Below are 11,619 nucleotides of genomic sequence, written 5' to 3' on the forward strand. Positions count from 1 at the left end.
TCAGCGCGGGTAGTAAGGCGGAATCTGCGCATCCACGTTGACCCAAACCGACTTGGGTTGCGTGTATTCGCGCATCGCTTCGAAACCCATCTCGCGGCCATAGCCGCTCGCGCCGACACCGCCGAATGGTGACGCGGGGCTCACACGCTTGTAGCAGTTGATCCACACCATGCCGGCGCGAATCTCGCGGGCCACGAGGTGCGCGCGCTGCAGGTCACGGGTCCAGAGACCGGCACCGAGACCGTACTCGGTACCGTTCGCAATCGCGAGTGCCTCTTCGTCTGTGCGGAAGGTCGTGACGGTCATGAACGGACCGAACACTTCTTCCTGCGATACCCGATGCTCCGGCTTTGCTTCAACGATGGTCGGCTCGACGTAGCAGCCATTCGCCAGCGCAGCGTCGTCTGGTGCCTTGCCGCCCGCCAGCACGCGACCACCCTGTTCGCGCGCAACGTCGACGAACGACAACACGCGGTCGCGATGCTGACGCGAGGTGAGCGGGCCCATTTCGGTCAGTGGATCGAGTGGATTGCCGATCCGGATCGTGCGGCTCAACGCCGTGAACTTCTCGAGCACTTCGTCGGCGATCGATTCATGCACGATCATCCGCGAGCCGGCAATGCACGCCTGCCCCTGGTTATGGAAGATCGCGAACGCGGAGCCTTGCACGACCGCATCGATATTCGCGTCGCCGAACACGATGTTCGCGCCCTTGCCACCGAGCTCAAGCTGCACCTTCTTCAGATTGCCGCTCGACGCCTGCACGATCTTACGGCCTACCGCCGTCGATCCGGTGAAGGCGACCTTGCTGATCTCCGGATGCTCGGCGATGTACTGGCCGGCCACATGACCCAAACCCGGCAGAATATTGACCACGCCGTCCGGGAAACCCACTTCGGCCATCAGTTCTGCGATTGCGAGACTCGACAGCGGCGTGAGTTCAGCGGGCTTCATGATCACGCAGTTGCCCGCAGCGAGCGCCGGCGCCATCTTCCAGCTCGTGAACATTAGCGGGAAATTCCACGGCACCACCTGCCCGACAATGCCGACCGGCTCGCGCGTCATGTAGTTCAGAAAGCCCTGCTCGACCGGAATCACCGAGCCCTCGAACTTGTCGGCCATGCCGCCGAAATAGCGGAACGTCGCTGCAGTGCGCGGCACATCGAGATTGCGCGTATCGCGAATCGGGTGGCCGGTATCAAGCGATTCGAGACGCGCCAGCGCGTCGGCGTTCGCTTCGATCGCGTCGGCGAGTTTGAGCAGCAAGCGCCCCCGCTCCATCGCGGCGAGATTGCTCCACTTCGGAAACGCCGCTTTCGCAGCCGCCACGGCGCGGTCGACATCGGCCGGTCCGGCCATTGCGACTTCGGCAATCAACGAGTTGTCGTGCGGATTGAGGGAGGCGAGCGTTTCGCCGTTTGCAGCCGGCACGAAGCGGCCGCCGATGAAGAGTTGCGTTTGCATGTCAGTCCTGTGCAAGTAAAACTTTGGACGTGACATTCCCCGCGGCGCCAGCGGTCTGGCGCCGTTCGATCGACGATCGGAGGGAATGTCTGAGCGTTAGATCTGGATCGGATACGGCGGCAGCTCACCGCTTTCGTAGCGCTTCGGCAGATCGGGCGTGGCGTTCTCCCACACCAGCAGCATCGAGCGCTTCTGCGAGTAGCCCTTGTGACGGATATCGGCCGGCATCGCGGCGATATCGCCCGCATTCATCGTGATACGCGCACGCGGCTCGCCGCTGTCCTTGTCACCAACGTCCCAGATGATCTGATCGGACAGTTGCAGGAACCACTCGACCCGATCGTTGCCATGGAACACCGGTAGCACAAACTCTTCGGTGGTCGGGCAGAACAGGCTTTGCTGGCACACGGAAGTGACCGACGGATTCCACGTCACGTCCGAGCGCGACAGGTACTTGAAAAGGCTGAACGCGTGTAACGTGTTCTCGAAACCGGGCTCTGCGTGAATTTCCGGTTCGTCCTGATCGACGTCGGCGAACTGGCGGTTGACCGGCAGGTCATCGCGCAACGGTGAATCGCCCTCAAGCCCCGGCATGCGTTTGGTGGCAATCCGCGTCCGCTCGATGGCCGCGATGTTGTCGCCATGTTTCGTGCCGAACGCTGAGCCGGTTTCTTCGGGCGCGGCGAACGGATCGAAGCCTTCGTTGACCCAATCGTTCAGGATCGCCTTGAAGGTCGCCATGATGAGCGGCGTATCGAACTGCTGTATGTGATCGACGCCCGCTTCCTTGAAGCTCGCGTTGTACGCACCGGCATACATGTCGACCTTGCCGTAATGATTGCGCGTGCCGATCACTTCGTCGAAGTTGACCCAGCCGTAAAAGAAACCCCACGCAACGTCTCGCATCATCGCGCGCAGAAAATCGTCGGCATGCATCTGGTGTGAGCGGGTCTGGCCTTTGGCAGGCCATTTGACGGTGGCGAAATAGGCGTCGCGGCTGAATTCGAAGTCGCCGAGGCGGAACACGCGATAACCGGTGACCGCATCGGCCTCGCTCGCGGTGACGTTTTGCAGTGTGCTGGCTTTGTTCATGATGGGCTCCAGAAGAGGATCGATCGTGTAGAGGGATTCAGTGGATGCAGATGTCGGCCCACTTCTCAACCGAATAGCGTCCGAGGATCGTCTGCACGAGCAGCACGCCCTTCGTCACCGCTTCGAAGCGGTAGGCGGCGCCCGCGGGCAACAACGCCTGATGGCCGCGGCGCAAGCGCACATAACCCATCGACTGGCCGGAAGGCTGACCGTCCAGACGTACGCTGCCCTCGGTCTGCGCATCGACCAACGGGCCGTCCGACGGTTTGATGAAATAGATGTCGATCTCGCCGTCGAGCACGACCGCGAATTCATCGTGCGACGCAGCAAACCACGGCGAAGAGCCTTCCGCGCGCAGCGTCTCGATCACGTACTTGAGATTCTTACCGACGACGACTTTCTCGTAGGGCGCTGAGCGGCTTGCCACGTCGAACACATTCGACATCGCGTAGTGCTCCGGTTTGCCCTTGATGATTTCGATGGAGCCTTTGCGAAAGTTGTCCAGGCTGCCGAACCAGGTCTGTTGCATGTCTTCCTCCAGTTGATCTACGAATGCCTTGCTTGGAACGAAGATTAAGTGGCGGCAGGCGCAACAGCAATGTTCTGAGGGTCGGGAAACACGAACCATGGGTGCTTCAAAATCGCGCCAGGGAAACTACCTGGTGGAGAACCCGGACGGGCGTCCGGCGGTTCTCAGTCTTCGGCCAGCTCCTCGCCGACGCTTTTGGTGTCGTCGTCCGGTGGCGCAATGCCGAGCGCCTTGTCCCATTGCGGTTCGCGCAGATAGCGCGCGCGCAGGAAGTCGACGAAAGCCTTGACCTTGGTGGTCGAGCGGTGCGATGCGGGATAGACCGCCGACAGCCATAACGGCGGCGCCGCGTACTCCGGCAGCACCCGTTCGAGGCGCCGTTCGAGCAGATCGGCCGCGGCGACCATCGTCGGGAGGTAGACGACGCCCGCGCCGGCCCGCGCGAACTCCAGCAGCAGGTGCACGCTATTGGTTTTCAGTACCGGATTCAGCGCGATTTCGAAGCACTCGTTGCCACGCATCAGCGGCCACTTGTCGCCCCACGGATAGTACGAATAGCGGGCGAAATCGTGCCGCAGCAAATCGAGCGGCGTCTCGATCAGCGGCTCTTCCTTCAGATAACCGGGCGCGGCGCACAGCACACCGCGCACGGGGAACAGACGCCGCTCCACCAGCAGATTCGACGCCGGCGGATAGATCTGCAAGGCCAGATCGAAGCCTTCCTGAACCGGATCGATCACACGGTCGTTGACGGTTACGACGAACTCGACGCGCGGGTAAGCGGCGCGGAATTCGATCAAGGTTTGCGAAAAATGGCCAAGCGCAAAGCCCGGCAGCACGTGGATGTTGAGCGTGCCCGCCAAAGCCTGTGGATCGCCGCGCGAGCGCCCGGACAGATCGTGGACCTTGTTGACCAGTTCGGCGCACTCGCGGTAGTAAGTCTCGCCGAGTTCGGACAGGCGCACCGCCCGCGTCGAACGATGAAAGAGCGGCACGCCGAAATGGTCTTCGAGCTGCTTGACGCGCGAGGTCACCACCGACTTGGCGACGCCCAGCTGACGCGCGGCGCCAGCAAAGCTCTGCGCTTCCGCTGCCCGGACGAACGCTTCCATTGACATGAAGAGGTCCATGCTTTCTCCTGTGGCCGTGGTCAGCGCTCTGCCCGGCCTTGTCCCCGGGGGACTGATGTCATTTTTCAGGCGGCGCCAACGCCCTGCGTACACCGGGTCAGGTCGGCACCATCCGGTCTGCACTGAGATCCTATCGCGTTTCGAAGCACCCCCTCGGAAATCCAGAATTTTTATGTTTTCTGTATGATCTGGATTCCTACTTACATCAAATAGCGATGTCAGGTGATGAATCCCACTATCGTTCCGGGCGAAGGATGGTATAGCGAACATCTCAGCTGGCACTGGTTGTTCTGGCAAAACGCGGCGCTCACCATCCCCTTCATCCTATGCCTGATCATGTCGGTGCCCAACGAAGCAATCCGGCAGTCGCCTGCACGCAGCGACCATGCCGGTATGCTGCTTGGTGCGAGCGGCTTCGCTTGCCTCTTCGTCGCACTGGATCAGGGTGAACGTTTGTTCTGGTTTCAATCACCATTCATCGCCGGAATGTTTTACGTCGGTACGGTATTGCTGGTGGCTTTTGTATTACGCGAACTGGTAACGGAAGCACCCGGCATCGCCCTTTCGTACCTGCTGAAGCCTAACGTCACGCTGCTGGTGGTGTTGGTCGGATTGATCCGCTTCACAGTTCTGAACACAAGCTTTATCCCATCCATTTTTCTCGCCAGCGTGCACGGACTGCGGCCGCTCGAGGTCGGCGACACGCTGCGCTGGGTCGCCGTACCGCAAATACTGTTCGCTCCGTGCGTTGCGTTCATGCTGCTCCACCTCGACGCACGCCGCGTCATCGCCATTGGTTTTGCTACAGTCGCCCTCGCCTTCGGTCTCGGCACGCAACTCACACCCGACTGGGCAGAAGGCAACTTCATCCCGTCCCAGCTGCTGCAGGCGCTCGGCCAAACAATGGCGCTCACTTCGATCATTTACTTCTTCGCCAAACACGTCACCGCCGAACACGCACTGACTTTCGGTGCGGTCGTGCAAACCACCCGCCTCTTCAGCGGCCAATTGGGCACCACGTCCATCGCGGTGACTCAGCGCGTGATGGAGCAGATCCACTCAAACCTGCTCGGCCTACATGTCAATGTATTCAGCAGCGAGACTCTGGAGCGATTGGCCGCACAGAGTTCGCTATTCGGTACGACGTTAAACGGCAATCCTGCTGAGGTGCCAGCCGGTGCGATCGCCTTGCTGGATCGAGCCGTTCGCGTTCAGGCCACAACCCTGTCACTCGCGGACAATTACCGGCTCGCGGCGGCCTGCGCATTAGGCGGCATCGCGTTAACGCTGCTGTTGCGACGCGCTCCCACGCCTTGAAACCCTCTGCGTTGGGTCGAAGCCGAACGACCCGATGCTACCGTCTCGCGACAGGAAACGCATTGCATGTCGCTGAATTTTTCTTAAACGGCCGATATGTCGAAGTCATGTTACCCGGTGACATTTCAGGCCGGACCGCTGACTGACTCGGCCGATGAGTTTGACTATGCGTCGCTTTGGGAAGACCACCGGATTTAAGTTTTATTAAGGCATCCATCAGGACATTTAGTTACGGCCTATATATGCTTTATCCAATTGGGCCACACGGATTGTCCATTTCACAGCGGCACTCACTTCAACGCGGGGCAAAATCCGGCGGCCAAATAGGACGTGCACATCCGTGCGTTTAACCGTCGGGCGTCCGCGACGACATCGATGGAATTTCCTTTTTTTTCGGAAGGTGCGGCGATGACTCGCAAGCCAATCATTCTCGCGGCAATTGCCGCTGTTGTTGTGGCATGCGCCGTCGCGGTCGGCATCATGTGGGAGCCCAGCATCGCTGTGATATCCCCCCCTGCTGCTTCCTCGTTCGATCGCCAGCTCAAGCTCGAGGGCGCCCGCGTGGTGGCGCTCGGCGACTGCGCGGTGTGCCACACCGCCAAGAGTGGCAAGCCGTTTGCCGGCGGCTTGCCGCTCGCCACGCCATTCGGGACTATCTACGCGACCAATATCACCCCGGACCCTGAGACTGGCATCGGTGCGTGGTCGCAGGAAGCCTTTGCGCGGGCGTTACGCCACGGCATCGCGCGCGACGGTCATCAACTCTACCCTGCCTTTCCGTATATCCATTTCACCAGAATGTCGGATCACGACATCGCGGCAGCCTATGCGTACCTGATGAGCCGCGATCCGGTCAAAGTGACGACGCCTGGCAATAAGCTGATCTTCCCGCTCAATTTCAGGCCGTTGGTGGCGTTCTGGAACGTGCTGTTCCTGCGGTCCGGCGAACGCGCGGCGGACGCGTCGCAAAGCGCCGAGTGGAACCGGGGTCATTTGCTGGTCGACGGATTGGGACATTGCGCCGCCTGCCATTCTCCCTTGAACGTCATCGGCGGCGAGAAATCCGGCCAGGCGTTTGATGGTGGCCAGGTCGATGGCTGGGAGGCCCCACCGCTTAACCAGTTGAGCAATGCGGTGAAGCCGTGGACCCAGGAACAGCTGGTGACCTACCTGCGCACCGGCCGCGCCAGCGAGCATGGCGCCGCTGCCGGCCCGATGCTGCCGGTGACGCGCGATCTGGCCACAGTGCCTCAACAAGACGTCGAGGCGATCGGCACCTATCTTCTATCGATTCAGAAACCGGCCATGGCCGCCACAGAGAAGACAACTACCGAGGCCACGCAAGACGCCCAGTCGGCGAGCGCCCAGCGCGGGGCGATCCTGTTCAACGGCTCCTGCGCGTCCTGTCACGGCAGCGGCTCGCCGATGCAAACCATCGGCACACGGCCCAGTCTCGCGTTCAGTACCGCGGTCAACGCGGCCACCCCGCGCAATGCGATCCAGATGATGATGGGCGGCGTGCCCTGGCACGGCGAGGATGCACTGAACTACATGCCCCCGTTCGGCGAAGTGTTCAGCGACGACCAGCTTGCCGATCTGGCGACCTATCTGCGCTCGAGTTACTCGACACGCGTCCAATGGGACGCGGTCAAGGACACCGTATCGAAGGTCAGAAAGGAGAATGAGACGCGATGATCCAGCTCTCAGTGAATGGCGTACAGCACGCCCTAGATATCGATCCGTCGACGCCACTGCTCTACGCGCTGCGCAATGACTTGCAACTGCACGGGGCCAAGTTCGGCTGCGGCCTCGGGCAATGCGGCGCATGCACGGTGATTGTCGATGATCGGCCGGTATTTTCATGCTTGTTGCCCGTATCGGCCATCGGCAATCGGGCGGTTCGAACCATCGAAAGCCTGGGCACGGTCGAACATCCGGGCGCTTTACAAAAGGCCTTTGTTGAACATCAGGCTGCGCAATGCGGCTATTGCATCGCGGGTATGATCATGCGCGCCCAGGCGCTCCTTGACCGTACGCCGCACCCCACCGAAGCGCAACTGCGCGAGCATATGGAACCGAACCTTTGTCGTTGCGGCACCCATATGCGGATTCTGGCGGCGATCCGGCAAGTGGCCGGACTTCCCGAAGGTGGGGAGGCCAATGCCTCGACCGGCGCAGCATCGGATAAAGGAGTCACGCAATGAGCGCCCACGACGATCAAGTCGACGAGGGACGCCGCCGCTTCATGCTGTCCGGCGCGCTCGTGGTCGGTTTCAGTCTGGTTCCCGGCGTGAGTGCACTCGCCCAGGAAGTCATTGCTGACGAAGGCAAAGCCGTGCATATCGGCAAAGAAACCGAAGCGCTCGCCGGCAGCCTGAAGACCAATCCGTTGCTCGACGCGTGGATCAAGATTTCGCCCGACGGCAAGGTGATGGTCTTCACCGGCAAGGTAGAACTCGGCACGGGCGTGCGCACGGCCTTACTGCAGGTGGCCGCGGAAGAGCTGAACATGGCGCCGTCGCTCATCACGTTCCTCACGGCCGACACCGGCCTCTCGCCGGACGAGGGCTTGACGGCGGGCAGCCATACGATCGCCGACAGTGGCACCGCGCTGCTCAATGCCGCAGCCCAGGTGCGCGGCATTCTGGTCGATGCGACCGCGCAACGCCTCGGTGTCGATAGCGCAACGCTCGTCGTCAAAGACGCAGTCATCGCCGCGCCAGACGGGCGCCGCGTGACCTATGGCGAGGCCGTGCAAAGCGTGAACCTGCATCGGATGGCCACGCCCACTTCGCCGCTAAAAGATCCCCACACCTTCAAGGTGATCGGCACCTCTATGCCGCGTCTGGACATTCCAGGCAAGCTCACGGGCGGTGCGAGCTACGTGCAGGATATGCACTTGCCGAACATGGTCCACGCGCGCGTGGTGCTGCCGCCTGCCTATCAGGCGAACCTGCTGGACACGAATGAAGCCGAGGTCGCGAAAATGCCCGGTGTCGTCAAGGTCGTCAGAAACGGCAACATGCTGGCCGTGGTGGCTAAAGGCGAATGGCAAGCGGTCCTCGCACAAAGGGCACTCTCGGCCGGCTGTAAATGGAGCGCTGGGCGCCCATTACCCAATCCCGATACCGTCCACAGCGAGCTCAAAAAAATTGCCACTCAACAGATCGAGATCGCCAATTCTCATTCACCCGCGGCGCTGCCAGTCAAGACGCTGAGCGCGACCTATATCAAGCGCTATCTGATGCATGGTTCGATCGGCCCGTCATGTTCGGTCGCCGTGTTCGAGAACGACATGCTGACGGTATGGACGCACTCCCAAGGCGTCTATCCACTGCGCGACGGGTTGGCGGAAATGCTCTCCATGCCGAAGGAAAAGATCCGCTGCATTCATACCGAAGGCTCGGGCTGTTACGGGCACAATGGCGCCGACGATGCGGGCGCACATGCAGCGCTGATCGCAGTGGCATTGCCCGGACTGCCGGTTCGCGTGCAATGGATGCGTGATCAGGAGCATACGTGGGACCATTTCACGCCCGCGATGATCACCGAGGTCAGCGCGTCACTTGACGCGCAAAACAATATCGTCAACTGGGATTACGCACTGTGGAGCAGCTCTCACAACGAGCGGATCGTCAACGCGGGACGGCTGGTGCCGGCCACTCAGCTGGCGAAACCGTTCGTATCCGCCCCCTCCACGCCGATGCTGCAGCCCGAAGGCGGCGGGGACCGCAATGCGATCCCGCTATACGCGCTGCCCAATGTGCACGTGATGAACAACTTCTCGCCGACAATGCCTCTGGCCACATCGGCCATGCGTTCGTTAGGGGCGCACACCAACGTGTTCTCGGTCGAGAGCTTCATGGACGAGCTGGCGTTTGCCGCTCATATGGATCCCATCGAGTTTCGCCTGAAGCACCTTCAGGATTCGCGTGCGCAGGATGTGATCCGGCTCGCGGCGAAGGAATTCGGCTGGCCGAGGCCGCCGCGTCAGCCTGGGCGTGGCGTGGGATTTGCATTTGGCAAGTACAAGAATCTCATGGCCTACGTCGCGATTGCGGTGGAACTTTCCGTCGAACGGGAAAGCGGCATGGTCCGCGTCGAGCGTGCCGTCGCCGCAGTCGATTGCGGCCAGATCGTCAATCCAGATGGTGTCCGCAACCAGATTGAAGGCGGCATCATCCAGTCTTCAAGCTGGACACTATACGAAGAACTGCAATTCGATACGAAGCAGATCCGAAGCTTTGACTGGAGCAGCTATCCGATCCTGCGTTTCTCCGCAGTACCCGTCAGCGTGAAGGTACATTTGATTGACCGGCCCGGCATGCCGTTTCTAGGCAGTGCCGAAGCCTCGATGGGACCAACCGCAGGTGCGCTCGCCAATGCATTGTTCGATGCAACTGGCAAGCGTCTGCGTCAGATGCCGTTAGGCGGTGACAGCTTGCGCAGGCAGATCGAGGTTTGATCGATATCGGTGACCAGATAGCCGCAGCAATAGCTGCCACTTGATCGCGCACGCCGTTCGCGTCCGCTGTTCGTACCCACCGCGAAGGCAGGCGCCTGTACTTCGCGTCGTACCGTGTCAAGTCGGCCAGTTCGATCCCAGCACCAGTCCGCAGAAATTCAACCGGCGATAGTTCGGGTCCCACCGATCCAGCACATCGGCGTTCACTGTGCCGAATGTTGTCTCCGGACGATGCTCCATGCCACGCGCATAGGCTTCGATGATCTTCTTCTTGAATCCGCACTCGCGCGGATAGGCTTGCAGTATTTCGTCGCGCTGTTGCGCAGTGAATTCGTCGTAGCCGCCGCCGCGTACATCCATCTGCACCCCGGCGCTGACCAGCGCGACGAGCGGCGACATATGCTCAGGAATACCCGGCGTCGTATGCAACGCGATCGCCTCCCATACCTCTTCGATCACGCTCTCGGCAGCTCCGTGCTGCCGCAGGAATTCACGTGCCGCATTCGCGCCGTCTACCTCAAACCGGTATGGAGAACGCTGGTGCCGCACATTCAGACCGACGTTGTGAAACATCGCGCCAACGTAGAGCAGCTCCTCGTCGAACGTCAGCCTCCCACGATAGCCGGTCAACGCGCCGAACAGAAACGCCCTTAGCGCATGATGGAACATCAATACAGATGCCGTACCACGAGTCTGGTTGGTTGCTGCCCGGGTCATGGCACTGTCGGGAATCTCGACTCCTGCAATGGTTGTCGTCATGTCACTCCTCCGTGTCAGACGTGCCCTTCGGTAAGCATCGATCTGCGACCCGGAAGCGTATCGCAGCCGGGCGACGTCCAGGACCGTCCAGCCGGAATACAGTGGCGCGGGTCGGCACACGCACGATCACATCCGTCCTGACGCCGACCAGAATGCCTGGCTGGCCGATCGAGTCACCAGCCGCCAGCCTTCGCAGTTCGATCTCGCCGTCAGAACGCGAAACAGCTACATCCCAATGCGCCCCAGAAGCCGTTCGCATCGCTGACAGGCACGTTTTTACGCCACGCCCAACCATGCGCATGCGCGTGCACGCCGCACAGATTCACACAGCCATCCACGCACGCCACCGCAGTCGGCTTGTAACGGCTATAGCCGCCGAATTCCGCGACCGGCGACCACGACGGGCTGACCGGCAGGTCAGGCGGCGCGAGCGGCGCGAATTCATCATCGGCATACACGACCTTGCCACCCACCACCGTCATCGCCGAGGTCAGGAACTTGATGCGGCTCTCGTCGACGGTAAAGTAGTCTTCGCTGAGCACCGCGAAATCCGCGAACTGGCCCGGAACCAGCGCGCCTTTACGCTCTTCCTCGTTCGAGAACCATGCGCTGCCTACCGTGTAGCGGCGCAGCGCTTCCATCCGGTCCAGACGGTTCTCGCTGGAATACATCGCCGTGCCACCGACCGTCTTGCCCGACACCATCCAGTACAGCGAAACGAACGGGTTGAAGCTCGCGACGCGCGTCGCGTCCGTCCCCGCGCCAACGGGCAACCCGGCATCGAGCATGTGGCGAATAGGCGGCGTGCGCTTCACGGCCTCTTCACCGTATCGCTGGATGAAATACTCGCCCTGATAGGCCAT

10 protein-coding genes are annotated in these 11,619 nt (G+C 61.1%); 4 read left to right on the forward strand and 6 right to left on the reverse strand.

Annotated elements, in window-relative coordinates; translation table 11 throughout:
- The 4 genes from HHL24_RS35065 to HHL24_RS35080 form a co-directional block, all read right to left on the reverse strand.
- Complete coding sequence (locus HHL24_RS35065; protein ID WP_169489859.1) at positions 1 to 1,464, reverse strand: aldehyde dehydrogenase family protein; 1,464 nt, start codon at positions 1,462 to 1,464, stop codon at positions 1 to 3.
- 96 nt (positions 1,465 to 1,560) lie between these two features.
- Positions 1,561 to 2,556, reverse strand: coding sequence for a hydroxyquinol 1,2-dioxygenase (locus HHL24_RS35070; RefSeq protein WP_169489860.1), 996 nt, complete (start codon positions 2,554 to 2,556; stop codon positions 1,561 to 1,563).
- A 37-nt stretch (positions 2,557 to 2,593) separates the two neighbouring features.
- A complete protein-coding gene (locus HHL24_RS35075) occupies positions 2,594 to 3,085 on the reverse strand; it encodes a cupin domain-containing protein (RefSeq protein WP_169489861.1) in 492 nt (163 codons plus the stop codon).
- Between the two features lie 164 nt (positions 3,086 to 3,249).
- Positions 3,250 to 4,215 (reverse strand): LysR family transcriptional regulator, encoded by a 966-nt coding sequence (locus HHL24_RS35080; RefSeq protein ID WP_169489862.1) that lies wholly within the window; start codon positions 4,213 to 4,215, stop codon positions 3,250 to 3,252.
- Positions 4,216 to 4,440: 225 nt separating this feature from the next.
- Between HHL24_RS35080 and HHL24_RS35085 the strand changes: the two genes are divergently transcribed.
- From HHL24_RS35085 to HHL24_RS35100, 4 genes are all read left to right on the forward strand, one after another.
- Positions 4,441 to 5,532 (forward strand): efflux MFS transporter permease, encoded by a 1,092-nt coding sequence (locus HHL24_RS35085; RefSeq protein WP_169489863.1) that lies wholly within the window; start codon positions 4,441 to 4,443, stop codon positions 5,530 to 5,532.
- A 408-nt stretch (positions 5,533 to 5,940) separates the two neighbouring features.
- Positions 5,941 to 7,227, forward strand: a complete 1,287-nt coding sequence (locus HHL24_RS35090) for a c-type cytochrome (protein ID WP_169489864.1) — start codon at positions 5,941 to 5,943, stop codon at positions 7,225 to 7,227.
- Positions 7,224 to 7,736 carry a (2Fe-2S)-binding protein gene (locus HHL24_RS35095; RefSeq protein ID WP_169489865.1) on the forward strand — a complete coding sequence of 171 codons (513 nt, stop codon included), beginning with the start codon at positions 7,224 to 7,226 and terminating at the stop codon, positions 7,734 to 7,736. The genes HHL24_RS35090 and HHL24_RS35095 overlap by 4 nt, the downstream gene beginning before the upstream one ends.
- Positions 7,733 to 9,997, forward strand: coding sequence for a xanthine dehydrogenase family protein molybdopterin-binding subunit (locus HHL24_RS35100; protein WP_169489866.1), 2,265 nt, complete (start codon positions 7,733 to 7,735; stop codon positions 9,995 to 9,997). Before HHL24_RS35095 ends, HHL24_RS35100 begins: the two co-directional genes overlap by 4 nt.
- Positions 9,998 to 10,114: 117 nt before the next feature.
- On the opposite strand, the gene HHL24_RS35105 is transcribed toward HHL24_RS35100, so the two are convergent.
- Both HHL24_RS35105 and HHL24_RS35110 read right to left on the reverse strand, forming a co-directional pair.
- The gene (locus HHL24_RS35105; protein ID WP_169489867.1) at positions 10,115 to 10,756 is read right to left on the reverse strand and encodes an HD domain-containing protein; all 642 of its coding nucleotides are present in this window, start codon (positions 10,754 to 10,756) and stop codon (positions 10,115 to 10,117) included.
- Positions 10,757 to 10,965: 209 nt separating this feature from the next.
- A partial coding sequence (locus HHL24_RS35110; RefSeq protein ID WP_169489520.1) for an amidohydrolase family protein occupies positions 10,966 to 11,619 on the reverse strand: 654 nt, incomplete at its 5' end.

Source organism: Paraburkholderia polaris (assembly GCF_012927345.1).
In the GTDB taxonomy this organism is placed as follows: Bacteria; Pseudomonadota; Gammaproteobacteria; order Burkholderiales; family Burkholderiaceae; genus Paraburkholderia; species Paraburkholderia polaris.

Excerpts from the sequence above, each read along its gene's own strand:
- HHL24_RS35065 (WP_169489859.1), bottom strand. The coding sequence starts at position 1,464 with ATGCAAACGCAACTCTTCATCGGCGGCCGCTTCGTGCCGGCTGCAAAC.
- HHL24_RS35070 (WP_169489860.1), bottom strand. The coding sequence starts at position 2,556 with ATGAACAAAGCCAGCACACTGCAAAACGTCACCGCGAGCGAGGCCGAT.
- HHL24_RS35075 (WP_169489861.1), bottom strand. The coding sequence starts at position 3,085 with ATGCAACAGACCTGGTTCGGCAGCCTGGACAACTTTCGCAAAGGCTCC.
- HHL24_RS35080 (WP_169489862.1), bottom strand. The coding sequence starts at position 4,215 with ATGGACCTCTTCATGTCAATGGAAGCGTTCGTCCGGGCAGCGGAAGCG.
- HHL24_RS35085 (WP_169489863.1), top strand. The coding sequence starts at position 4,441 with ATGAATCCCACTATCGTTCCGGGCGAAGGATGGTATAGCGAACATCTC.
- HHL24_RS35090 (WP_169489864.1), top strand. The coding sequence starts at position 5,941 with ATGACTCGCAAGCCAATCATTCTCGCGGCAATTGCCGCTGTTGTTGTG.
- HHL24_RS35095 (WP_169489865.1), top strand. The coding sequence starts at position 7,224 with ATGATCCAGCTCTCAGTGAATGGCGTACAGCACGCCCTAGATATCGAT.
- HHL24_RS35100 (WP_169489866.1), top strand. The coding sequence starts at position 7,733 with ATGAGCGCCCACGACGATCAAGTCGACGAGGGACGCCGCCGCTTCATG.
- HHL24_RS35105 (WP_169489867.1), bottom strand. The coding sequence starts at position 10,756 with ATGACGACAACCATTGCAGGAGTCGAGATTCCCGACAGTGCCATGACC.